Here is a 23,114-nt window from a genome sequence, read left to right on the forward strand (position 1 = left end):
CAGGTCGAAATTTCGCATCGCGGCTACGGCCGCGACAGAAGGACTAGACGAGGGAGATTCGGGGAGGACGTTCGATGCCGCCGGTCAGGAACGACGCGATGCGGTCAGAGCGGGGGAACGGAACAGCAAAATGAACCACGTCGGCGGAGCTCGCCACTGTCGGGGCGGCCGGCAAGGCCCCGCCGAAGCAGCAGGACGCGCAGGTCGAGCACGAATGAGCATGGTGCACATCGCCGCCTTGGGGATGGCTGTGATGGTCGCTGTCAGCCATCATCAAACCATCCAGGTGATGGCGGTGAGTTGTCGCACCCTGTTCAGCGTACTGCGCCGACGCGACGTCACTCCCGGCATGCGAAGACCCGCATGTCATGGAGACGGCCGCGAACGCCTGAACCGGAAGGCTCAGTGCCAGCAGCACGATGACGAAGAGTTTGCGCCAGTAAGACATGGGCGGAAGTCTAGCACGCAGTTCAAGAAGACTGTAAGACAGAGACCGTGTCAGCGTGTAACTTCGCTCCGAAGATTCCAGGCTTATCTCGTTTTTTCATGAACCTGCAACTTGAGCGGACGACTTCATTCCTTGTATCCGGCCTCACCCAGCTGGCCGGGCGGTTCCGACAGCCATCAGCCGCAGCCGGGGCGCTACTGCCTCTTGACCTTCCCGCCATGGGAAGGTTTATGCTCGGGCTTCTGATTTGCTGCTGGAGTTAAAAATGGAATTCGAAGTCAAGGATATGTCGTGTGGCGGATGCGCCAATGCGATTACGCGCGCGGTTACCAGCGTCGACCCGGCAGCGAAAGTCGACGTCGACGTCAGCACCAAAATCGTGAAAATCGACTCGGCGTTGGCGCCGGAGCGTCTGGTCGCCGCGATTGAGGCGGCGGGGTTCCACCCAACGGTCAATGCGTAGTCACGCTGCCCCACGGAGATAACAGAAATGCGGCTCCCGATTTGTGCGTTAGCGTTTGCTCTCGCGTTTCAGGTTCCAGCGCATGCTGAAAACGTCATCGTGCTGAATTCGGCTGACGCAAGCGTGAGCCTGATTGATGAAGCAACGCAAAAGGTCGTTGACACCTTTCCGGTGGGAAAGGAGCCTCACCATTTGATGGCAACCCCCGATAATCAGTCGCTGATTGTCGCCAACTCTGTGGCCAACAACCTCGTCTTTCTTGACCCGAAATCCGGCAAGATTCAAAGGTGGATGCCGGACATCGAGGACCCGTACCAGCTCGGCTTCTCGAACGACAGGAAATGGTTCGTTACGAACGGGCTGCGGCTCGACCGCGTGGACATCTACCGTTTCGACGGCAAGAACTTCGCGCTGGCCAAACGCGTGCCGCTGGCTGCGATGCCGAGCCACATGATTTTCTCTGCTGACAGCAAAATCGTCTTCGTCACGCTGCAGGTCTCAGGTGAAGTAGCGGCAATTGACCTGGCGAGTCAGACGGTGCTGTGGAAGATGCCGGTGGGGAGAGCGCCCGCCGGCCTTTGGCTCACGCCGGGTGACAAATACCTACTGATTGGTATGACGGGCGCTGACTACGTGGCCGTCATCGATTGGCGCGCGCGCAAAATCGTGAAGACCATTCATACGGACAAGGGCGCGCATAACTTCCGCTCCCTCGTCGACGGCCAGCACATACTGGTGTCGAACCGTGTCGGCAACACCATCAGCATCCTGGACCAGAACAATCTGACCAACATTGGGACCATCACTGGTCTGCTGCCAGGCCCCGATGACATGGAACTGACGCCCGACAGGCGATACCTCTGGGTGACCTTCCGCTTCACCCGCTACGTCGGGGTCATCGATATGAAAACGCTGAAGCTCGTGAATACCGTCAAGGTTGGGAAATCACCTCACGGCATCTACTTCCATAACCGCGCGCCGCTGGTGTAGGAGTCGTCACGCAGGAGCCATCGCGTCGTTTACCCATCATTCGCATCATTTCGGGCCCGCCGGTCCTGAAAAACACGACGGTCAGGGCGATGAATATGGGCTCGACGCCTCGCATAACCATGCCCACCGTCATCATCACGGCCATTCCGAATGACCCTTTCTTCAAGGAGATTCCACATGAAAAGCCTTCTTGCTCTCCGCGCCATTTCGCTTTGCGCAGCCCTCACATTGACCATTGCGAGTTTTCCCGCCAGCGCGCAACAAGGCGCATCCATGCCGGGAATGAACATGTCCAGTTCGGCCGATAGCGGTTCGAGCACGTCAACATCAGCGTTCAAGGAAACGGACGAAAAGATGATGAAGGAGATGAGTGCCCCTCCGTACAGCGGTGACACCGATAAAGATTTCGTGTCTCACATGATTCCGCATCATCAGGGCGCGGTCGATATGGCGAAGGTGGAGCTGAAATACGGCAAGGACCCCGACATGAAGCGACTGGCCAGGAACATAATCAAGGCACAAAATGAGGAAATCGCTTACATGAAGAAGTGGCAGGCGAAACACGCCGGCAAATAACGTCGTTATGTGCCGATGGCTGTTGACCCGCAGTCTGTGCAGCAGGTGACTGGCTGGAGTGGCGGTGGACGACCGTGCTCGTCGCAAGGACAAACGTAACACGCTGACGGCGCGAACGACGTCGGCGATACGCGAGCGGCTCGAAGGCCGGGGCGCACGGGTATTCCTGCCATTTTTCGGCCCGGCCGTGGTCGTCTCAATCGCCTACATGGACCCGGGGAACTTCGCGACGAACATTCAGGCTGGCGCGAAGTACGGATATACGCTCCTCTGGGTTGTGCTACTGGCAAACCTGATAGCCATGCTGTTTCAGGCGCTTTCAGCGAAGCTCGGGATAGTTACCGAACGAAACCTCGCTGAGCTCTGCCGCGAGCACTTCCCCAAGCCGCTCGTCCTTCTCATGTGGGGCGTGAGCGAGGTGGCCGCGATGGCCACGGATTTGGCCGAGTTTCTAGGCGGAGCAATCGGCCTGTCCCTGCTGTTCCACATGCCGCTGTTTGTCAGCATGGTCGTGACCGCTCTCGTGACCTATGCGCTTCTGTTGTTTGAGCGTGCCGGTTTTCGTCCACTCGAACTTGCAATTGGGGGACTGGTCGGTGTGATTGGCTTGTCTTACCTGGCCGAGCTATTCATTGTACGGGTCGCCTGGCCAGCAGTCTTCACGCATACGTTTTCGCCGCATCTTCCGGATTCAGAAGCGCTCACGATTGCTGTCGGCATTATTGGCGCCACGGTCATGCCACATGCGTTGTTTCTCCATTCGGGGCTAACCCAAAGTCGCGTGCTCCCAAAGACAGAGGCTGAGCGCACCACGCTGCTCGCGTATTCGAACCTCGAGGTCGTCATCGCATTGGCCACCGCCGGTCTTATCAATATGGCCATGGTCATCATGGCTTCCGGCGCATTCCACGAGGGACACCCTGATGTCGCCGAAATCGAGACGGCATATCACACACTGGCACCGCTGCTGGGAATAGGCGCTGCAGGCATTTTTCTCCTTGCCCTAATCGCCTCCGGGATATCAAGTTCGGTCGTGGGCACGATGGCTGGCCAGATGATTATGCAGGGCTTCATTGGCTTTCGTATCCCGCTTTGGGTGCGAAGGGTCGTGACAATGGTGCCCAGTTTTGTCGTTGTTGGTTTCGGGGTGAACGCGACCAATGCGCTCGTCATCAGCCAGGTCGTGTTGAGTCTTGCCTTGCCGTTTCCGATGATGGCGCTGCTATGGTTCAGTTGTCGACAGGACATCATGGGCGTTCGCAAGAACCGCACGTTCACTACCATATTGGCCACGGTAGCAGCGACTGCGGTCCTGTCGCTCAACGCACTCTTGTTATTACAAACCTTTGACATAGCGCTTCCGGACCTGTCGCTGCTACTAGCTGGTTGACGGACTCACTATTGGACTGAGAGCGCGACGATTTCTTCCTGGGTACGTCCAACACGCGCACGCAACGAGGCAACGACGCGACATTCATTCCTCGGGTGACGCCAGCAGCGCCACCGCAACGCCATGACAATCCACCTTGGCCCGTACGGTTGCTCCGAGGCCTGCGCCCCAGTTGTCGTGAGCATCGAGCGCGATGGCCTCAAGGAACGCCGCAAGGAAAACAACCGTGAGCGACCATGCCGGGTGACCAGCGAGCAGATGCAACAGTTGGACGTACCCTGGCGGGCACCAAAATTCCTCCGGGGATGGGCACTGGTAGCCAGAAACCTGAAAGTCAAGGTTATCAATGCGGGACGGGTGATCTGAGCTCTTCCAGAAATTCCCTTATTCATGATGCGTCGGCGGAAAGCCTGGAATCGGGAACCCCGGCATGTGCTCGTGCTGCATCTTCCCCCGCAGTGGCGGGATCTTTTCGCTCACGACCATCTTTTGGATGGGCGCCTTGCGATCGAGACGAACCCACCTCGCCACCGACGGAATGCCTGCCTCATTGCACAGAAAGAGCAGATACCAGCCCGGCGGCGCCAAGTTCGGATTTTCGCTAACGACCACGTGCAGATGGCAGGCATCCCGTTCGCGGATCGGTAGGTCGAGAAGGCGCTGCGACGTATCGTTTGAGTGCGTGACAGCCATGGGTCTGACGAGGTGCGCCCACTTGATTTCGGCGGCCTGCGGTGTGCGGATGGCGATCGTGGTGCCATATAGCCAATTCTGTGGCGCTTCCTGGATGAACGGCCGCTGCCCGCGGAAAAGATACGGCGGGTGGTACAACTCCATCCTTAACTCATCGTCACCACGATCGGGATTCGATCCTGCCGTGATGACCCGACCGTCCGGTAAAAGTAGTGCGATGGAGTGATACAGCCGCGACACCAGTTGCGTACCCGCCGGATGGAATACATTCGTCGCTGGATCGTACATCTCCGCCTGGTGAACGGCATCACCGCGTGTCTCGCCACGATAACCGCCTCCGCTCACAAGGACCTTGCGATCCGGAAGGATCACGCAGTTGTGCAGGCCGCGAGCGTGCGCCATGTCGGGACCGGCGATATAGTGCGGCGCTCCCGCGTTCAGATCGACGATGTCAGTATGTTTCGTGGCGTGCTGCGCCCCCCCGCCGCCGAAGATCATCACTTTCTGATCCTGGGCGGGAGGCAGCAACACGCTGCACGCCTCGTCGCGATTGTTCTGGTTGCGCAAGCCTGGAACGATGGTCTCGGCCGCGGTGAAGGGATTGATCTTGCGCGCATCGAGAACCGCCTGACCGAGCTGGCCGCCCGTGTAGAATACCGTGCCGTCGGCCAGGAGGAGCAGATGCGGATAGAGGGGTAGATTTGTCCCGTGAGGCAGCGTCGACCATCCCGTCATCGGCGCGAACACTTCGCTCGCCTCGCTAATACCCGAGACGGCGATCGCTCGGCCGTCGCCCAGTGTCACGAGCGACGGATACCAGCGCCCGTAAGCCATGTCTCCGAGGCGGATCCATTCTTCAAGCACCGGATCAAAAAACCAGGACGAGTGAAGGCCGATGAACGGATCGTACTGTTGCGTCCCGCCCGCGATGAGCACCTTCCCGTCCGGCAGAACCGTCTGGCCGGCGCAGAAGACGTCGAACGGTGTGACCGGCGTGTGAAACTCGCCTGCCTGATAGTCCCAGACTACGCTACGGACGTCATGTGCGTTGAATCGCGGCACGTTATTCCCGGATCCTGCGAAGAACAGGACGCGACCGGTGTGCATAAGCACGGCGTGGACCGCGAGCACCTTCGAATCGCACGGCAGCAATTCCCAAAAACCCTCCTTTGCGGCGACGCAGATGTCCAGTGGCTGTGGCATCCCCGGCATTGTTGTCATCGGAGTCGCCCCCATGGCCATCCCGCTCATGGACATGGACGTAGGCGCCGAAGCTGTCGATTCCGCTCCGTGTTCGTGTGGGGGAGTATGCTCGCCGAGCGGTGCCTTCGGGGGAGGGGGTGGCTCGTCCGGATGCTTTCCCGTCGGGCAATGCTGGCCGCATCGCTTCAGATCGACCCATCCTACCTCGTTGGTGCCATCGTCGTAAGGCAGCAGAATGTCAGTTACCGCCAGCGCTTCCTTGGACACCCAAATCCAGTCCTTCGATCGCACAAGCCCCGCGAGCCCCGACATCATGTGTTCTTCGAGATGGCAGTGGACGAGAAATTCACCCTTCACGGGAATCCGGCACCCGGCTTCGGGCGGGTCGCACTGCAATGGCGCGAGTGCGCAGGGGACGCGGATGGCTGGCGGCGCTTCGGTGTCCATCACATAGGTTTGAGCAGGGCTCAGCGAGTGAACGTCCGCGGCGCCCCCGCTTGGCGTCGGAAGCTGCCAGCGCGCCGAGTGCGGGTGGATGTTGTGCCAGACTGTTCCGAGATCCAGATTGCAGAGGTACCAGCGAAGGCGCTGGCCGGGTCGAACTTCGATCGTCGGGGTGTTGCCGACGTATGCTCGCCCATTTAAGCAGAACGTTGCAGCGCCGCCGCCTGGCGCAAAGACGATGTGATCGAAATTACCGCCGTTCGTCCATTTCACCAACGCGCCCGGCCGTATGCTGACGCTGGCCGGACTGAAGAAGTTGTCGCCGATCGCGACCGCGCGGTCTCCCGCGGCTGCCGAGGGATCCACGATGACGGTTCCTGTCATCGACATGCCGTGAATCTTGCAGTGATACGCGACCGTTCCCGGCGACACGAACGCGTGCGTGTAGACGCCTCCATGACCGAGTGTCGGGCTCTGGAACGTTTCGGATAGCGAAGCGCCTTGCAACTGGTGAACGAAAAGCGGGATCTCATGATCTGGGCCCGGTGCCCTCGGATCGCGCACGATCAGCGCGCCGAACAACCCCTGGTTCACGTTCGCCTGGACATTACGCACGTGATCGTGGAACGGCCACGCGCCGATGGTTTGTTCCGTGGCGTCGAACACGTACGTCCAGCTCTCGCCCGGCCGAATCTCATCGCTTCTGCGCCCCGATCGTGCGCTTGCACCAAATGGCCAGGCACCGTCCGATTCGATGCCATAGCTCAGCCCGTGCAGGTGAAAGCTGTGGCAATCGGCCGGGTCACCGTTCAAAACCCGGATGTACAGTCGTTCGCCCGGGTGCGCATACAGCACACAGCCTGGAACGCGCCGGTCCCACGGTGGCTCGTTGACATCGGCGGGCACGAGCTTCATTGTGTTTGGATGCGTGTAGTGATTGTCGAGGTACTCGCGGTAAACGAGTGCATCGAGCGTGGTCGCGACGATCTCACCCGCCTGCACTCTCCCGAGTTCGTGGCCCGGATTGAACATGGCGTCCCGTCCCCAACGGCGGGCGCACGGCTGCGGAGCCAGCGGGCTGTACGCTGTGACCCGTTCGATCTTCAGGAAGATGTCCCGACGGAATGCGCAACAATCCATGGCGTGCTCCCACCGTTCGGTGTTTCTGGGCCAGTTTTTTATATCGGCTCCAACAGCCATTTAACCATCGACGCAGCGACGTCGCGCTCAGCTTGCCGATCTCAGATTCGACGTTCGTAGATTGGCATGGCCGGCTGGCCGCAGCGAACTCCGTGCAACAACAACTGGACTCGAACCAGCCTACCGAAGAACAGAAGGTTTCTGTTCCGGGCAGAGCTTGTTCACGCACTTACGGAGACGTGACCCATCAATACCTCGTTCCTCCAGCAGCCGAAGGAAGCGATCCGTCAGTACGCCTTGGTCAAAGAGACAGTGCAGGAGATCGCAGAGATCCGGTGCGCCTCCGGTTGGACCGTGCGTTGGGTAGCCGACGACGGCGGTCAGTAACTGTTCACGGGTGAATATTTCCCCACGCGTGGTGAGACCTTTCGCCTGGGCCAGGAATCGATAGACGCCTGACTGTGTCGCGAGCACCGAAGTCTCGAACTGCCCGGGACCGGTCTCCGTCAGGCCAAGCTGAGCCGTGGTGTGATCGGGACGAGTCATCTGGGCTAATAGAGTCGGGCTCGTCTCGATGGGCTCCCCATATTCCGTGATGACCGCACGGAGGTAGAGCGTGCTGCCTGGTGTCGGGGCGCTCTGGTCGATGGTCGCTCGCATGGAAAGATTGGAACGAACATGCATGAGAGCGTGGAAGCGCAGAGCTGCAGAGGAGCTTAAGAAGGCGTGGCTGAATGTGGGGTTGTCGCCCACGCCTCGCCCGAACAGACCGAGCAGGAGCTGCCATTCGCCCTCCCAATGCTCGACGCCATTCACGACCAGCGGCAAGGTGACTCGGAATCCCCTGGAGGTGACGCCAGTCCGGAAGCCGCCCGGCGGAACCTGAAGCTGATTGACAATCGTCCCATCCGGTGATTGCAAGGCGAGCGCCAGGAACTGTGGAGCTCGGGACAGGGCCAAGGCGTCGAACTCGATATCGGATCGAGTCAGATTGAAGGGAACCTTGGAAATCTGGCCGGGAATCACGATACCCTCGGGGTCGCGGACGATGGAGCGGTTCACCACTCCAGCCAGGACTTGAATAAAGAACTTCTCGAGCAGGAATTCATCGTCCTGGGGAATCTCGCCCGTCACGAGCATGAAGCCGCCCGTATTGTTCGCGAGGGCGCGAAGGACATCATTCTGGACGTTGGCAGCGTCGGCCACACCGATGGCGTAGACCCGTTCGCCAACCGATACTTCGCTAACGAACGGATGACGGTCTTCAATGCCATCCGTAAAGACGATCGTGGATTGGATGTCGAAGTTCGATGCGATCGGAGAAGTGGAATAGACTTCGGACGCCTTTTGAAGTCCGCCGCCGATACCGGTATGAGGAAACTGATCGGGCGGACCATGCGCGGCTATCTTGACGCGTGCGTCGCCGCGAACGCCCGAATTCATATCCCCTGCTACTTGCAGGTCCGTTACTTTGGTCGCCGTATCCGCGAAAGATACGATGGCCAGCCCGTTGTCATCGTACATGTGATCCACGAACGTGGTCGCGGCCTGGCGCAGGACTTGGAGGCGTGTGCGTCCATTTCCCGCCTGAGCCAGCATACTGCCGGAATCGTCGAGCACCAAGACTGCCGCAGCGCGCGGCCGGCGGACGGAATTAGCGACGATCGGAATGACCATCGGGGCGTGTGCCTCTGCTCCGAACTCGTCGTGCACAGTGACGGTCATCGAGCCGAAAGCAGTGGTATTTGGAGCTTGCCCGGTGAATAACACCCAGATCCGCAGCTCACTTTGCGGAAGTGGTCCGAGAGGGAATGAGAAAGGACCGGGATCGAGCAGTGCAAACGGCGCAGCAGGTCCAGGCGAAACCGTAAAAGTTAGGTGCCCGCAGCAGGAGACCTGAAAGGTTGCGGCCCGCCGGGTAGTATCGCCCTCGGGAACGTCGTTGAAGTTTACGGTGGGCGTCAGCTGGTCGATCTGGACGGGATCCTCGGTTTCCATAGCTGGGAAACCGAGTGCCAGGACACGCTGCTCCAGGCGATCGTCCTCGGGATATGTGTAGCCAAGCGCGATGTGGTCCAGCATGGCGGCGGGGGTGGCGCCGCCGATCATCGGAGAATTCAAGGGAACGAATGCTGCATCTACTCGAAGGCAACCACCGCAGTCGTCCAGCGTGTACTGGTCGACACCGGCGTGATTGCGCTGCCAGATGGACCACAGCCGGTCGACGTTGCAGTGATGGAGATAGAAAAGAACGTCCTCGGGCGATCGGGTACTCTCCATCGTGCCACCGGTGGACGTATGTGGGGGAACATGGCTCCCGAACTCCATCGCCCGAAAGTCGGCGAAAGTCCCTGCCCTTAATTCATTGATTACGCTGTCGAGATTGGGGTAGGAGCCTTGGGGTTGTGGAGCGCGTGTGAAAGACCACGTGGGAAACCGCCCTCGGCCGCTTCTTCCTCCAAAAAAGGACAGCCAGGGCTCCGCATTCAGATCTTGAGAGTTTGGATTGGTCCAGTCCCAGTAGGGAAGCGTCGCCCGAGAATCGAATCGGCGCATCTCCTCCTCGACGGTCAGCAGGAAGTATCGGTGCCAGGGAAGAAACGCCGGTCCGCGATGGATGCCATTCAGGAAATTGTTCCCGTGGTGATCGGCAAACATGGTGATCATGCCGCGCGCGAACAGGTCGTTGAACGCGTTGGCGAGGAGGTCGCGCTCTTCGTTGTCGAGATCAAGAAAGTTTTTTCGGCAGGCCATGTTACTTCCCTCCGAACTTGCGCTTGCGCTCGAGGAATGCAGTCACCGCCTCGAGGAGCGTTTTATGGGGTTTGTCATAGGCCGCGTCGTCGAGGTTGTAGCCATCCTTCGTGACTAGGAATTTCTTCCGGACGCCGTCGATCCTTAGTTCTTCTCGTGGTGCTTTGCGGATTTCCACGTGGTGGCCTGCGATCTCATGTTTTTCGATCGAGGGATCGTAGTCTTTGTCCTTCATCGTCTACTCCTCGGCGGCTGCTACTGCTCGTAAGGCGTCAGATGTCGTTGAGTCGAGACTCTAGCTAGCATGAGCCCGTTGGCCAGGTGCGAGTCAGCATAAATCTATGCTTACTTCCTGCAATAGGCACCCGTGAATTAACACTGCCCGTTTTGCAGCGGCGCGTGCACCATACTGGTTAAGCTCGCTCCCATACACGACCTGAAGTGATCGTCCGATATAAACCCCAACCGCACCACGCCGTTCGGTGGGTTGCCGCAACTGGCGATCGACCTTCGCCGATGCAATTCGTAGGCCAAAATATCGATACATGCATTTCTGGTAAAACGATTCATTACCGTGAAAATATGTGTCGCCCGCACCGTTGCGTTAAAGATGAGAGGCCGCAGAGCCACCGTGTTTAGACTGGCCGCGCCTACACGTCGACTAGGCTCTCTGACACCCAGTCAAAGGTCCAACCTAACGGTATAAGGACAACCAAAGAGACCACTTCAGCAAAGTCGATGATGCCCGGTCTCTAACCATACCGATGTTTATTCTTAAACTAGCAACCCGGCACTGCCGAAATCGGACCGATCTCGCAGTAGCGCAGAAGATTAGAATTACCGCGCCGGCAGATGAGGGCCGAAACGTTAGTGTCGAGAAACCGGAGGTCAAGAAAGACGACCACGAAATCGCGGAAAGGCGAAATGGAAGACGATCGCCAGGATATGCCATATCGCGCCCCACTGGCTCACAGGGCGCGGAGTCATGCACAATTCGAGTTATTGTTTCGAAAGTGCGACGCAAGGTTTTGTGAACCTCGATACTTGTATAGTCGCCGCACCAATAAAACGCAAGCGACGTGGCGGACGAGGCGGGGTTCTTGGCGCTTCAAGAACCTGGAGGTTAATCCCCGTTTTCCTCATGCGTGACGGTGGGATTACAGTCCGATGGCATTTGCGTCACTTGTTCGTCATCTTGGCCATCGCAAGGCGGCGACCGCCTGCCGCTATGGGCTGACCGAGGGCGCCTTGAGGGGCGTGACTAACTCGCACACGCAACCCTGTCCGGGCACGCGCAACCCGCGACGTCGGCGCCAGGAATATTGACTGCACTAGGCGGCATCGCGACGTCACCACGTTTTCTCTGGGTGCGCGCGTCCTGCAGCCGGCTGGCTCCAACTCCTTTGTGAGCGCCCGCAACGTCTGGAGAAAGCGATGACACGTCCGGAAACAACGCAGGTTTTGGACGATTGCAGTCTGCGACAAGGTCCGCTCGTCGAATGCGGCGAGTAAGGCTCGATTCAACGGGGCCGGTGTTCGCTTTGTATACCGTTGCCGCGACCGAGACGATGGAGACGGGCAGAGGCCTCACTGCGCACTTCGAAGTCCTTCTGCGGATAAAAAAACCTTCCGCGTACTTCCGCTCAACGTCGGCCTGAAATTTTTCGTTAGCAACACCTTAAACTGATGTCTGGATTTTCGGGTCACCAAGACGTTCGCCTTAACCTTATGTCATTCGGACTATTGAAAGTTTTCCATCCGAGAACTATAACAACATAGTCTTGAGCGGCCGAAGGAGTTCCAGTGCCCGAACAAAGAATCAACCGCGAGCAGGCAGAGAATATCGCTCGACGCCATCCCACGCTTGAGTCGCTCGCTCAAAGACGGAGTAGATCCGTCCTCGTCCAGCCCAAACCTCCTCATGGCGAAGAGTCTGGCGACAACCATCACGTCCTTGTCGGCTTCTACGATTATGAGTACAACCAATCGTTGATCGTTCTCGTGGACATGAAGGCTGAAAAGGTGCTGGCGGTTGAGAAGGCTCTCGCGCCGTTTCAGCTCAGTAAAGAGGAACGGCAGGAAGCCGAGGACCACGCGGCCGCGGATTTTCGAGTCGAGGCGTTCCTCGCCGGGCGAAAACCGAATCCGCTGACACGCCTGTATTTCCCACGACATGTCGCACCAATTCACCGATCCCACCGCTTCGCGATTGTTTTCCTCCGACCCAGCAATACCGAGCGGCGCTATGCGGTGGTCGACCTTTCAGAACCCCGCGTCGTCGACGTGCTGACGCGTCGCGATCTTACCGGCCGCTGAACACGGGAGCTTCCATGCCGTTGATAGACAAAGCCAACTGGCACGTTCAATACGCATGGTCGGCCTCGAGCGGGTTGCGCCTAGGAGTCTGTAGGTTTGCCGGCATCCGCGTTATCCACAACGCATCGGTGCCCTTCGTCTACGTGAACTATGAGGGAGATTCGTCGGGGCCGTTCACGGACGAACTGAGGAGCACGACTAGCAAGGTCGAGGTGCGCGAGATCATGAATGGTTTCGATCTCAAAGTTACCTACGATCTCTACGGACCGGACTACGAGTACAACCATGTGTGGCGTTTCCACGACGATGGGCAGTTCGGCTCTACGATCGTCATCCAAGGACCCGGTGAGGAGATCGACGGACACCACACCTATCACCTTCCATTCCGATTCGATCTCGATATCAGCGGCGCGTCCGGGGACTCGTTTCAGCGGCGGGTTGCGGCCGGTGCATGGCAGGACGTGCCGTTTGAAGGGCGACACTTGCCAATTCATCCTTGGGCGCCCAATTTTGACTGGCGAGTGATCGATAAAGCGAGTGGCAGAAGCGCGCTGATTCGAGCGCGCGCAATGGACGACGCGGAGCTATGGGCGCTTCAGTACAAGGTTTTGGAAAGCTGGAGTACGTGGGGAACAGCCGGCCCTGGCACGCCAGGGGCCGCAGGCAGCGTCCCGGCCGTGTACGACAACGGCCAGAGCGTTCAGAACACGAATCTCGTGGTCTGGTACATCGCGCACGTTCCTTCGGTCGAGCGCGTCACGGCGTGCGGTCCCTGGTTCCGCCTTCAGGGTTACCCGGAGGTGCCTCATGAGGATGGCGATCACCATCACGACGATCACGACAATGGGCCTCCAGATCACTGACATTCCCGGCCTACGGGGATCACGCTTTTCGTAGGTCCTTCGAAGAAAAGGAAACAAAATGCCTGACATCTGGATTCAGCTCGAGAATCGCGCTTGGGATGTCTCGCCATTCGGGATCGATCGGATGACGGGCCAGAATGTCGCCGCCGCGGCGGTGGCGAGGGTAATCACGTCGCCGGAAACTGGCGTCTCCCACACGCGCATGATGTGGAAGCCTCTCATCCAGGACGCCCTGATCTTGCGACGCTATACAGAGAATTGGGCTGCACCGGCCGACCGCAAAGTGAACCCATGGGATCTGAATGAGATAGATCCAACCGACAACGGCACGATGGGTACGATACCGGGCCCGGTCATCGAGTGCGCGCTCGGCGAGACGATGACTGTGCATTTCCGCAATAAGGACTCGCGCTCCGACAAAGCGGTGCAGGCGAGAACACATAGTCTGCACCCACACGGCTTCGTATTCGACCCGAGGTACGACGGCGCCTACCCGCTCTCTCCCCCTGACCCAAGTCAACCAGTCGGATCGGAAGCGGCTCTTTGGGCAGCTGTCGGCGTTATGGGCGCCAAGCGGGGTGACCGCGTGCCCCCGGGTGGAACGTTCACTTATACATGGCAGACGATCGGCTGGCAGACCACCGCTGGGGTCTGGCTGTACCACGACCACTCCATCTGCGATATGGAAAACGTGCAGTTGGGTGCAATCGGGCTTATTGTGATCCACAATCCCGCGGATCCGGAGGATGTGGTAGTGGGGTCCGGGGATCTGCCCGTCAGTGGTGATTTCAACAGCTCACCGCTACGGGTGCGGTGCTTCCCCTTTCCGACCCCAGTGCCGATCCTGCAACACCAACTAATCGATGTGGGACGTGTGACACGACTCGAACAGCTTCTTCTTGACACCTTCGGCGCGAGTGGGACAGGCGTGATAAGCGGCGGCGGAATGTCAAGCAGCGGCGGAATGTCCAGTATGAATATGAGTCCGTCGATGCCTATGGCAGCGCAACCCGGCGCTAGCGACGAGGCGCCTGCCGTCCGACCGCGAAATGCCGGACACGATGACGAGAACAACAATCATGATGTGGTGCTCGCGCAAAGTATTGTGCACGGCGCCACCATTCTAGAGTTGAACAAGGAACTCACGGTGATCGCACGCTTCTGCCTGCGCTTTTACCGAACGCCCCCGGGCAAGGCGCAATACTTACTGCTGTTCCATAATCTCACCGGCGCGGAAATGTGCATCAACGGGCGTAAGTATTTGGGCAATACCCCAACGGTTATCGCCGGTCCGCAGACAGAGATGCGATTCGGCGTCGTAGGGATGGGAAACGTCGACGGGTTCCACACCTTCCACTTACACGGCCATCGCTGGACCCTGAACGGCCCTCACGGGAACAATCGCGCCGCAATCCAGTCCAGCGTACAGGACACGCCGATCTCGCAATTCGAGGACACGCGCACTTTCGGCCCCGCAAACTCGTTCGCATTCTCCATCAAGGAAGGGACGATTGGCGGCCTGCCGAGTTTTATGGGTCCGCCACCCGGGGCCGCAGTTGGCGAGTGGCACATGCACTGTCACGTACTGAACCACATGATGGACGGAATGATGGGTTCATTGCTCGTGGTCAACGGCGGAGAAACGGCGACCACACTGCCGCGTGGGGTGCCGTGCCCATCAGACGTGGTCGGTGGCGGCGGGACACCCCACACAGTACGGCTCCATCCAGTCGGCGGTGATCCGTCGCCGGTCTTCGATCCCCAGAACATTACGATCGCGGTTGGCGATACGGTCCACTGGCAGTGGGCCGATTCTCAGCCGCATTCGAGCACATCGGACACCGGGATCTGGGATTCAGGCGTGCACACGGGCGCTGGGTTTATCTTCGACCACACGTTCGGGAGCCCCGGCGCGTTCCCCTATCACTGCTCGATCCATGGAGCGGCCGGAGGCTTGGGGATGGCGGGTACCGTAACTGTTATTTGAATAATCAGATTTGTCGTGCCACTGAGGATCCATAGCCATCAGGCAAGAGATCCCGACCCAGAAATGCGAAGAAATTGTTAGAAACTTGACTAACGATGCCGAAACGCCGCGGTTGCGGGCGTGCTGGAGGCGTGCGCGGCGTTGCCGAGATATACGAGAAGAACCATGTCCCAATGCCGCGATGTGTATCTGAAGATCGAGAGACTTCCGGGTTACAGTCCTTTGGCCTCCGACGACGCGGAGAAGATTCTCTTCCGCCGTGACTGTATGAACAACCACGGCCACGACGACGGGCGGATTCCCGATTCGGAAGTCGCGCTGAGTCGATTGGATGCGATCGTCTTCCGCGAATACCTCGATCCGGGCTATACGATTCCCAACGCGGCCAAGCTCATCGACTCTGATATCAACGAACCGGCATTCGACCGGCGTATTCCCGGCGCGGTCATCTATACCGAGCCGGGCGAGCGTCTATTCATCCACGTCTTGAACGCAGACGACCAGCCCCACAGCTTTCATGTGCATGGCCTGATCTACGGAATCGATTCGGACGGCTCGTGGCCGTTCGGGGTGCACCACCTCAGCCACGATGGCCGGCGCAGCGATACGATTTGCCCCAGCAAGACGTGGACGTATGTGTTCGACGTGACCTGTGAAACGATCGGCTGCTGGCCCTTCCACGATCACCACATGAACATTGGCGAGAACACCAATCGTGGACTGTTTGGCGGAATCATCGTCCGTGACGAGAGCCTGCCAACACCCGATTACGAGGTCCCCTTTTTCCTGCACCGCCTGGCTGGTCCGAGCCGCACCGGACTCTTCGACAGCGGGACGCTGACCGCTGGAAACACCTTTGCGTTCACTTTCTCGGCCGAGGGAACGTACGACTACCACTGCAACTTCCATCCGATGACGGGGCGCGTACGTGTCACGGCGGTGGGCGCGGCCAGCGCAGCAGTGCAGATTCTGGATAGCCCTGCCCGATTCCAACCGGATGACGTAACGATTCGGCCAGGCGGAACCGTGACGTGGACCCATGCGGGCGTGCAGCCGCATACGGTTACCGATTCGACCGCCGGCGGAAGGCAGCAGGTCGCTATTAACGGACGGGCCTACGTAGGGAACACGCCCACTATCGTGGCCGAATCCGGCAAGCGGATTCGCTGGTACGTGTTCAACCTCGACTTGGGCGAGCAGTGGCACAACTTCCACCCGCACGGCCAGCGATTCAAGGTGGGCGATGAGATCATGGACGCCCGTAGCCTCGGACCGGCGGAGTCCTTCTGTGTCGATACGATTGTTCCACCTGTGATCCTTCTTCCGGACTGCGACCATCGCTCACATTATGACGAACACAGCCACGGACATATGCACGGAGATTCGAGCCATTCGAGCACCGGCTCGCAGTCCCAGGACAGCGGGCATGATCCCTCCAGTCCTGCTCAGAAACGACCCGATCCTGACTGCAAGAAGATCACGCTGTGTGGAGATTTCCTGGTTCACTGCCACGTGGAGATGCACATGATGCAGGGCATGGCCGCGCTCGTGCGGGCCGTGCAGGAGGTGGAGGTCACGTCGGCGACTCAGAAGCAGCTCGGATTCCACCTGCCCGAGTGCACGGGGAAAAACGAGTGCCCCAAGGTCGATCATCACGTCTGCGTCGGAGACGATACCGGACAATGGGAGAGCCTGTCCGATTCGCCCGTCTTCGTCGTCCACGCGGCGGTCTTGTCCACCGGCAAGGTATTGCTATATTCCGGTACAGCGGAGGTCGGCTACCCGAACGAATCGCGCGTGTTCGACCCGGCGACGAACACCTTCACAGCCCAGGCGTACGATCAGGATCTCTTCTGCAGCGGACACGCCTGGATGGCCGACGGGCGACTGTTGGTGGCGGGCGGTGCGCCTAACGGTACGGTGAACTCGGCCCACATTTTCGATCCGGCGGCCGAGACCTGGACTGCCGCCGGGGTGGCCGCCAACATGGCGAGGGCACGCTGGTACCCTACCGTGCTCACGTTGAGCGACGGCCGAATTCTCGCCGTCTCCGGTCTGGGTGGAACTGCGCCCATCGAGATCTATGATCCGGTGGCAAATACGTGGACCACTGTGGCGGGCGGGGATCACGACTTTCCCGAACTCTATCCGAGCCTGCACCTGCTCCCCAGCGGCGAGGTCTTCTATTCTCGCGCAGGATGGGCCTCCGCGGTCGGCACGCAGACCGCCTACCTGCGATTCACCGGACCAAATGCCGGATCCTGGATTAACCTGGGCCAGCAGCAGTTCTTCGACCGGCAGGAAGGAACAGCAATACTCCAGATCGACACCACTGTCTCGCCCCCCTCAGCGATTATCACGATCTTTGGGGGCGGTGTGTCAGGAGTTCCTACCAGCCGGAATGCGCAGAGCTGCGAGCGGATCGACGTCACCCGGCTCTCGCCAGCCCCGGCCTGGCAGCGAATACCGCCGGCGGACATGAACTACCCACGCGGGAACGTAAGCGGCGTGCTCCTGCCGGACGGCACGATCCTGGCGGTCGGTGGGCAAAGAAACGGCAAGTGGAGCGCTGATCCGCAGCCTGTCCTTCCCTGCGAGATCTACCATCCCGCTACAAACACATGGTCGGTCACCGCACCGATGGCCCATCCCCGGCAGTACCACTCTATCGCGGTGCTGCTTCCGGACGGACGCGTTCTCACGGCGGGTGGAATCGATCCGACGCTCGGCGGAGCCCCGGCGCGTGATCAGCGCTACCTGGAGGTCTTCACACCCTCCTATTTGATGCGCGGACCTCGGCCGACGATCACCGGCGCGCCGGCGAGTGCGGCCTATGGCGCGACGATCAACATCGACACGCCGGATGCCGCCATCATCGATTCCGTAGTACTGATGCGACCATGCGCCATGACGCACCACACCGATGCCGGCCAGCGGTATATCAAGCTGCCGATCACCGGCCGCGATCCGGGTCGTATCCACGTTACGGCACCCGCCAACGGCAAAATCGCTCCGCCTGGCCCCTATATGCTATTCATCCTTAACGCGGCTGGTGTGCCTTCCGTCGGCCCATTCATCAGCATACCTTGATGCACTGGCCAAGGGCCCTCGTTGGCGAAGAGGTCAGCGTACCAGCTGAAGTTGTCATGAAAACGCGTCTCACGGACCCCACCTCTCTTTTTTCGACAACGGGTGTTGGCGTTCGAAATTGGTGCTAGCCGTGTTCACAGAAGCGCTAGCAGGTTCAGTAATTCTGATAGCGTAGCTTTGTGTCTCGTGAAAATCGAGGAGATCGGTAGCGCGATATCGCCCGAAGGGCCGCCTCGAAGTTCGCAACGTTCCGACATATAGATGCAGGTATGGTCTCCACGAGCCTGTGATGCGCTCTACAGTAGTTCGCGGTTGGATCAAGCCATTTCCTTTTCCACCGCGGTGCGGTAACGTCGACTTCGTTGAGCACCAGACATCTGAAGCAATATGCAAGATAACGTTGGTCGGTAATCCACTCAGCCGGCGTTTGGATCGCTTCCAGTCTCCCGTCGCCCATACGAGCCAACTTCGATAGCCGATCGAGTGGCGGTCCAGAGACTCGAGGAAACAATATCCACCCTGCTCTGCCAAGCGTCGGCAGCTCTAACCCCGTACTGGTCTCCCAGAGCATGCCGACGCTGAGCTGGTAACGCGCCGCAACTCGACCCAGCCAGCTGCCAAACGCCTCTTCGAAAAACGGTCTCGGCGCTACCGGCCAAGGCTTGAGGGAATCAAGTATGTGCTCGAGCAACACGTTCGAGGTGCGAGATATCGATGTACTCATCGCCATTTCGGATAGACAGTTCGGCAGCGTCGTTCAGAATCGTCGATATAGCGCCCATTAGACCACCGCTCGCTTCCAGGACGAACTGGACGATCTCGCGTCGTGAAAGATCCGATGGCTTCCTCAGCGGCAGAACCCTTTCGAACGCGGCGAGAAGCCGACGACGGCTATCGCTTTCCCTCCACCGGGGTATCTCGAACGGCCTGTAACGGCTCACCATCTGAGGATCGGTTTGAAGCGCGAGCACTGCATCGCGGGTGCCCACATGGACCATGCTGATCTGCAAGTCGTTTGCGAGGTATTTCAGAAGGTTCAGAGAAGCACGCTGATCGCGACACGTTCCCGCGAGCAGGTGATGGACCTCGTCGACAATCAACATCTGTGGCGACAATGTTCGAATCACCGTGGAGTAGAAGGCATGGCATACGGTCGCGTCTCGGTGTCTCGTAGAGCCTTTGAAGCACCTGTAACGCTTCAGTCGCTCGTGGGTAATCGATCCAGCGATCACGAAGAAGACTTTTTATGAGGGTGTAATTAGTTTTGTGTAAACGGTCATTTGGCAGGAGACTGCCAGTAATCAGGAGCGACGATGACCGTAGCGAAACGCAACAAACGAGTGAAACCCGATCCTGAGCTCGTCAAGCTGGCGGACAGCGTGCTGGCGAACTACCAGAAGCCCGAGGACCTGATTGGTGAGAATGGCCTGCTCAAGCAGCTCACAAAGATGCTGGTGGAGCGGGCGCTCGAGACAGAGATGTCCGAGCACCTGGGCCATGGCAAGAGCGAGGCAGTCACCAATGCCACCGGCAACACCCGTAACGGCCACAGCGCCAAGACGTTACAGGGCGAGTTCGGCGAATTGCCGCTCGATATCCCGCGCGACCGTCAGGGCGCGTTCGAGCCGAAGCTGGTGGGGCGCCATCAGACGCGCTGGTCCGGCTTCGATGACAAGATCATCTCGCTGTACGCACGTGGCCTGAGCGTGCGCGAGATCCAGGGGCACCTGGAAGAGATGTATGGCACCGAGGTGTCGCCCACGCTCATCTCGGCCGTCACGGACGCGGTCAGCGAGGATGTGAAGCTCTGGCAAGCCCGCCCGCTCGACGCGCTTTACCCCATTGTTTATCTCGACTGCATCCACGTGAAGGTGCGCGACAGCGGCGCTGTGCGGACCAAGGCGGTCTACCTGGCCATCGGTGTGAACATGGACGGCCACAAGGAAGTCCTGGGGCTGTGGATCGCCCAGACCGAGGGCGCGAAGTTCTGGCTGCAGGTGGTCACCGAGTTAAAAACACGCGGCGTGCAGGACATTTTTATTGCCTGTGTCGACGGGCTCAAAGGCTTCCCCGAAGCGATCGAGGCGGTCTATCCCAAGGCGGCCGTCCAGCTGTGTATCGTGCACATGGTGCGTAACAGCCTGAACTTCGTGTCGTGGAAGCTGCAGCGCGAAGTCGCCGCTGACCTGAAGACGATCTACACTTGCGCGACGGTCGAGCTGGCAGAGCAGATGCTGGACGCCTTCGAGACCCGATGGGACAAGGACTACCCATCCATCGGGCAGAGCTGGCGGCGCAACTGGTCACGGGTGATTCCGTTCTTCGACTATCCGCCAGAGATCCGAAAGGTAATCTACACGACCAACGCCATCGAATCGATCAACATGAGCCTGCGCAAGGTGATCAAGACCCGCAGCTCGTTTCCGACCGACGAGGCCGTGATCAAGCTGTTCTATCTGGCACTGAACAACATCAGCAAGAACTGGTCGATGCCGATCCGTGACTGGAAAGCAGCCCTGAACCGCTTCACTATCCAGTTTGAAGACCGGTTGATGCCGCGTTAAATCAGGACCTGTTTACACAAAATTCGGGACACCCCCCTTTTTATGCGATCTTCGTTTCCCAACTGCGCCTGCTCTCTGGCAGCTGGAAGTAAGTGCGCCAGCTCATCGTGCTTCATGTTGACTCCCTACCACTGTTCGACATCGTACGCCGTCACAGGCGAGTCATAGTCCATCTGTTCCGCGTCCCGTTGTTCGAGTTGCTGCTGGGTGCCTTGACAGTCGAGCTTCCCTACAGAAGGAATGCTTTGTAGTCTCGAACGCCGACGCTTCCGTGTGGCACGCGTCGCATTCACGATCACGCTTCGCTGCTGCATGACCGTCTCAAAAATTTCCCTTTCCGAGATCGTTCGCTGTCCTCTCGCCCTGATCGATTTCAAGGCTGCCCGCTGTTCGAAGAGCGAGATGGGAGGCCGTCGCAAGTCCGCGTAACGCACCTCTATGTAACTCTTCTTTCCCGCACTTACGAATACCCGCGACAGGTCTTCGGGATGGTAACGAACAGTCACAGCTCGGTGTGTCTCCCGCCACCCGGCGTAGGGCGAAGGAAAGTTGTCACCAAAAGCGAAGCAATGTTGTCAACACCCGTTTTTGCGTAGCGATCGCGGCGGCGACGAAGAACCACATCGCGTTACCGAAAGGTCGACACTGCACGCTCGTGCTCTGCCGAACACCGTAGCGAGCTACGCGTCATGGTCGTCACGGCCGAGGCGAAAGCTACCGGGCATGCGGTTGTAGAAATGCCGTGAGAGCTCGATCGCGTCGATATGATTCTTGATGCGCTCACGCTGATGAGTCTCCATCTCGGTCCACGCGAGCGTTGGCCAGGTGGCAAGGTCCAGCACCTGAAATTCAGGTCTGCGGTGGATCATGATTCGGCCTGCACTGCGACAAAGCGCGTCAGCAACGACAGAGTTTCGGTGTGGAGTTCGCGCGCCCGGATACGACCAAGGTGCAGCAGTTCGAAAACGGCCGCCCGAATGAGGACGGCATCGCCTGTAGAAAACTCGCGCTCGATCGACAGCAACGATTGTGGTGTCGCAAGAAACCGTTCGATCGCGTCACGCATCGAGGGCTTTACGAGCCCGCGTGCAATGACAAGTACGGGCAGCATAGTTTGCCAATTTCCAATCCAGACAACGCGCGGCAGCCCGTTCGGCCACATCGACGTGCCGCACGGCAAATGTCTCCGGGTCGAAGTCCGGGCGGTTTCGCAGGCGTTCAGTTGCTGGTGCTGGTTGTGATAGCAGGACCAGGCATTCACGGTCGCCGCAACTGACCCAGAAGTCCACGACACAGCGTTGCCCGTCGACCACGATGAAACCTGGTCGTTCGCAGAACGTTCGTGTGACCGGATCGGATTCAAACGTCAACCAGGCATCAAGTGCACTGCGCCTATACAGCGTCAATCGCCGCCCCAGCTTTGGGCTGACGACATCGTACCGGTGCGCGCCGTGAGGACGCGGCAACGTGAGCGGCTCAAAGCTACGCGTGAGATCAACCATGAGAACCACCATGCAAGCGGATTCATGGGTCTAGAACGAACGCGAATGGACAAATTTAATTCGCGCTAACGCGAAGGGACGACTTTACTTCGCCAGTTAGCGAAGCAATGTTGTCAATTCAATGGCGAAGCCCCTGCCCCCATGGGCATAGTCCGGTGACAACATTGCTTCGTTTTACGCAAGAGACTCTCCGTGCTGCGGGCACGAACATGCCCGCAGCGGTTAGGTGGAACTGCGCCCTTGATCGCATGGCGCCCGCGCTCGGCAGGGACCGAAGCTCTTCTGCGCTCGCTCCCGTCGGGCGCGAGCCAGCATGGCCAAGGCCACGAACGCCGCCGCAGTCACGTCGAAGGTCATGCAAAACCCCGGCCAGACTCGCGGCACGCCGATGTTGTGCACGACGTGGTGGTGGAAGCCGTCCATCACGCCGTGCCCGGCCAGTGCGACGACGGCGATCCATGGGTTGCACTTGAACCCCGCCACCGCCCCGGCAACAAAGATGGCCGCGATCGCCAGCTCGGACAGCATGACCTCTTTGCGGCCATCGATGACGGCGAACGCGAGGTAGTAAGAGGCGACGGCGATGAGCACGGCGGGGTAGAACACGCGCTCGCGGTCCATGCCCAGCCCCGCCGCTGCGCCGCATAAGAGCAGCGCGAGGGTAATCCCGACGATGTATTCCATGGCCTGA

The 23,114-nt window shown here is 59.2% G+C and carries 20 protein-coding genes; 10 read left to right on the forward strand and 10 right to left on the reverse strand.

The window, feature by feature from the left end:
- Window positions 1-43: 43 nt before the first annotated feature.
- Window positions 44-448, reverse strand: coding sequence for a DUF2946 family protein (locus tag P0D73_RS37875; RefSeq protein ID WP_408258472.1), 405 nt, complete (start codon window positions 446-448; stop codon window positions 44-46).
- Window positions 449-713: 265 nt separating this feature from the next.
- On the opposite strand from P0D73_RS37875, the gene P0D73_RS37880 reads away from it, so the two are divergent.
- The 5 genes from P0D73_RS37880 to P0D73_RS37900 all read left to right on the forward strand — a co-directional run bounded on the left by P0D73_RS37880 (window position 714) and on the right by P0D73_RS37900 (window position 4,233).
- Entirely contained in the window at window positions 714-911 is a 198-nt protein-coding gene (locus P0D73_RS37880; RefSeq protein WP_408258469.1) for a heavy-metal-associated domain-containing protein, read from the forward strand.
- 27 nt (window positions 912-938) lie between these two features.
- Window positions 939-1,901, forward strand: coding sequence for a YVTN family beta-propeller repeat protein (locus P0D73_RS37885; protein WP_408435208.1), 963 nt, complete (start codon window positions 939-941; stop codon window positions 1,899-1,901).
- 177 nt (window positions 1,902-2,078) lie between these two features.
- Complete coding sequence (copM, locus tag P0D73_RS37890) at window positions 2,079-2,477, forward strand: CopM family metallochaperone (RefSeq protein ID WP_408258464.1); 399 nt, start codon at window positions 2,079-2,081, stop codon at window positions 2,475-2,477.
- Between the two features lie 64 nt (window positions 2,478-2,541).
- Entirely contained in the window at window positions 2,542-3,867 is a 1,326-nt protein-coding gene (locus tag P0D73_RS37895; protein WP_408258462.1) for an Nramp family divalent metal transporter, read from the forward strand.
- 177 nt (window positions 3,868-4,044) lie between these two features.
- A complete protein-coding gene (locus P0D73_RS37900) occupies window positions 4,045-4,233 on the forward strand; it encodes a hypothetical protein (RefSeq protein ID WP_408258459.1) in 189 nt (62 codons plus the stop codon).
- 18 nt (window positions 4,234-4,251) lie between these two features.
- Here the strand turns inward: P0D73_RS37900 and P0D73_RS37905 are convergent, their stop codons facing one another.
- The 3 genes from P0D73_RS37905 to P0D73_RS37915 all read right to left on the reverse strand — a co-directional run bounded on the left by P0D73_RS37905 (window position 4,252) and on the right by P0D73_RS37915 (window position 10,336).
- Window positions 4,252-7,239 carry a galactose oxidase-like domain-containing protein gene (locus P0D73_RS37905; protein WP_408435210.1) on the reverse strand — a complete coding sequence of 996 codons (2,988 nt, stop codon included), beginning with the start codon at window positions 7,237-7,239 and terminating at the stop codon, window positions 4,252-4,254.
- A 288-nt stretch (window positions 7,240-7,527) separates the two neighbouring features.
- Entirely contained in the window at window positions 7,528-10,101 is a 2,574-nt protein-coding gene (locus P0D73_RS37910; protein ID WP_408258455.1) for a tyrosinase family protein, read from the reverse strand.
- Window position 10,102: 1 nt separating this feature from the next.
- On the reverse strand, window positions 10,103-10,336 hold the full coding sequence (locus P0D73_RS37915) for a hypothetical protein (RefSeq protein WP_408258452.1): 234 nt from the start codon (window positions 10,334-10,336) through the stop codon (window positions 10,103-10,105).
- Between the two features lie 1,568 nt (window positions 10,337-11,904).
- On the opposite strand from P0D73_RS37915, the gene P0D73_RS37920 reads away from it, so the two are divergent.
- The 4 genes from P0D73_RS37920 to P0D73_RS37935 all read left to right on the forward strand — a co-directional run bounded on the left by P0D73_RS37920 (window position 11,905) and on the right by P0D73_RS37935 (window position 18,357).
- Window positions 11,905-12,417 (forward strand): hypothetical protein, encoded by a 513-nt coding sequence (locus P0D73_RS37920; protein WP_408258449.1) that lies wholly within the window; start codon window positions 11,905-11,907, stop codon window positions 12,415-12,417.
- 14 nt (window positions 12,418-12,431) lie between these two features.
- Complete coding sequence (locus P0D73_RS37925) at window positions 12,432-13,280, forward strand: hypothetical protein (protein ID WP_408258447.1); 849 nt, start codon at window positions 12,432-12,434, stop codon at window positions 13,278-13,280.
- 58 nt (window positions 13,281-13,338) lie between these two features.
- A complete protein-coding gene (locus tag P0D73_RS37930; RefSeq protein WP_408258445.1) occupies window positions 13,339-15,267 on the forward strand; it encodes a multicopper oxidase domain-containing protein in 1,929 nt (642 codons plus the stop codon).
- A gap of 165 nt (window positions 15,268-15,432) precedes the next feature.
- The gene (locus P0D73_RS37935; RefSeq protein ID WP_408258443.1) at window positions 15,433-18,357 is read left to right on the forward strand and encodes a galactose oxidase-like domain-containing protein; all 2,925 of its coding nucleotides are present in this window, start codon (window positions 15,433-15,435) and stop codon (window positions 18,355-18,357) included.
- A 154-nt stretch (window positions 18,358-18,511) separates the two neighbouring features.
- Here P0D73_RS37935 and P0D73_RS37940 read toward each other — a convergent pair whose 3' ends face one another.
- The gene (locus P0D73_RS37940) at window positions 18,512-19,087 is read right to left on the reverse strand and encodes a TniQ family protein (protein ID WP_408435212.1); all 576 of its coding nucleotides are present in this window, start codon (window positions 19,085-19,087) and stop codon (window positions 18,512-18,514) included.
- Window positions 19,029-19,460 carry a TniB family NTP-binding protein gene (locus P0D73_RS37945; RefSeq protein ID WP_408258437.1) on the reverse strand — a complete coding sequence of 144 codons (432 nt, stop codon included), beginning with the start codon at window positions 19,458-19,460 and terminating at the stop codon, window positions 19,029-19,031. Before P0D73_RS37945 ends, P0D73_RS37940 begins: the two co-directional genes overlap by 59 nt.
- Window positions 19,461-19,670: 210 nt before the next feature.
- Between P0D73_RS37945 and P0D73_RS37950 the strand changes: the two genes are divergently transcribed.
- A complete protein-coding gene (locus P0D73_RS37950) occupies window positions 19,671-20,921 on the forward strand; it encodes an IS256 family transposase (RefSeq protein WP_408261715.1) in 1,251 nt (416 codons plus the stop codon).
- Between the two features lie 680 nt (window positions 20,922-21,601).
- On the opposite strand, the gene P0D73_RS37960 is transcribed toward P0D73_RS37950, so the two are convergent.
- The 4 genes from P0D73_RS37960 to P0D73_RS37975 all read right to left on the reverse strand — a co-directional run bounded on the left by P0D73_RS37960 (window position 21,602) and on the right by P0D73_RS37975 (window position 23,107).
- Window positions 21,602-21,790, reverse strand: a complete 189-nt coding sequence (locus tag P0D73_RS37960) for a hypothetical protein (protein WP_408260788.1) — start codon at window positions 21,788-21,790, stop codon at window positions 21,602-21,604.
- A complete protein-coding gene (locus P0D73_RS37965) occupies window positions 21,787-21,987 on the reverse strand; it encodes a hypothetical protein (protein ID WP_408260791.1) in 201 nt (66 codons plus the stop codon). Before P0D73_RS37965 ends, P0D73_RS37960 begins: the two co-directional genes overlap by 4 nt.
- Entirely contained in the window at window positions 21,980-22,423 is a 444-nt protein-coding gene (locus P0D73_RS37970; RefSeq protein WP_408260794.1) for a hypothetical protein, read from the reverse strand. Before P0D73_RS37970 ends, P0D73_RS37965 begins: the two co-directional genes overlap by 8 nt.
- A gap of 222 nt (window positions 22,424-22,645) precedes the next feature.
- Complete coding sequence (locus P0D73_RS37975) at window positions 22,646-23,107, reverse strand: hypothetical protein (RefSeq protein WP_408260797.1); 462 nt, start codon at window positions 23,105-23,107, stop codon at window positions 22,646-22,648.
- Between the last annotated feature and the right edge of the window lie 7 nt (window positions 23,108-23,114).

This window comes from Paraburkholderia sp. RL18-101-BIB-B (genome assembly GCF_046026985.1).
GTDB lineage: Bacteria > Pseudomonadota > Gammaproteobacteria > Burkholderiales > Burkholderiaceae > Paraburkholderia.

What these genes read in the sequence shown, in the direction of transcription:
- copM (WP_408258464.1), top strand. Translation starts at nt 2,079, where the DNA reads ATGAAAAGCCTTCTTGCTCTCCGCGCCATTTCGCTTTGCGCAGCCCTC.
- P0D73_RS37960 (WP_408260788.1), bottom strand. Translation starts at nt 21,790, where the DNA reads ATGATCCACCGCAGACCTGAATTTCAGGTGCTGGACCTTGCCACCTGG.
- P0D73_RS37885 (WP_408435208.1), top strand. Translation starts at nt 939, where the DNA reads ATGCGGCTCCCGATTTGTGCGTTAGCGTTTGCTCTCGCGTTTCAGGTT.
- P0D73_RS37880 (WP_408258469.1), top strand. Translation starts at nt 714, where the DNA reads ATGGAATTCGAAGTCAAGGATATGTCGTGTGGCGGATGCGCCAATGCG.
- P0D73_RS37910 (WP_408258455.1), bottom strand. Translation starts at nt 10,101, where the DNA reads ATGGCCTGCCGAAAAAACTTTCTTGATCTCGACAACGAAGAGCGCGAC.
- P0D73_RS37945 (WP_408258437.1), bottom strand. Translation starts at nt 19,460, where the DNA reads ATGTTGATTGTCGACGAGGTCCATCACCTGCTCGCGGGAACGTGTCGC.
- P0D73_RS37970 (WP_408260794.1), bottom strand. Translation starts at nt 22,423, where the DNA reads ATGGTTGATCTCACGCGTAGCTTTGAGCCGCTCACGTTGCCGCGTCCT.
- P0D73_RS37875 (WP_408258472.1), bottom strand. Translation starts at nt 448, where the DNA reads ATGTCTTACTGGCGCAAACTCTTCGTCATCGTGCTGCTGGCACTGAGC.
- P0D73_RS37950 (WP_408261715.1), top strand. Translation starts at nt 19,671, where the DNA reads ATGACCGTAGCGAAACGCAACAAACGAGTGAAACCCGATCCTGAGCTC.
- P0D73_RS37905 (WP_408435210.1), bottom strand. Translation starts at nt 7,239, where the DNA reads ATGTTCAATCCGGGCCACGAACTCGGGAGAGTGCAGGCGGGTGAGATC.
- P0D73_RS37965 (WP_408260791.1), bottom strand. Translation starts at nt 21,987, where the DNA reads ATGCGTGACGCGATCGAACGGTTTCTTGCGACACCACAATCGTTGCTG.
- P0D73_RS37975 (WP_408260797.1), bottom strand. Translation starts at nt 23,107, where the DNA reads ATGGAATACATCGTCGGGATTACCCTCGCGCTGCTCTTATGCGGCGCA.
- P0D73_RS37930 (WP_408258445.1), top strand. Translation starts at nt 13,339, where the DNA reads ATGCCTGACATCTGGATTCAGCTCGAGAATCGCGCTTGGGATGTCTCG.
- P0D73_RS37935 (WP_408258443.1), top strand. Translation starts at nt 15,433, where the DNA reads ATGTCCCAATGCCGCGATGTGTATCTGAAGATCGAGAGACTTCCGGGT.
- P0D73_RS37940 (WP_408435212.1), bottom strand. Translation starts at nt 19,087, where the DNA reads ATGGCGATGAGTACATCGATATCTCGCACCTCGAACGTGTTGCTCGAG.
- P0D73_RS37915 (WP_408258452.1), bottom strand. Translation starts at nt 10,336, where the DNA reads ATGAAGGACAAAGACTACGATCCCTCGATCGAAAAACATGAGATCGCA.
- P0D73_RS37925 (WP_408258447.1), top strand. Translation starts at nt 12,432, where the DNA reads ATGCCGTTGATAGACAAAGCCAACTGGCACGTTCAATACGCATGGTCG.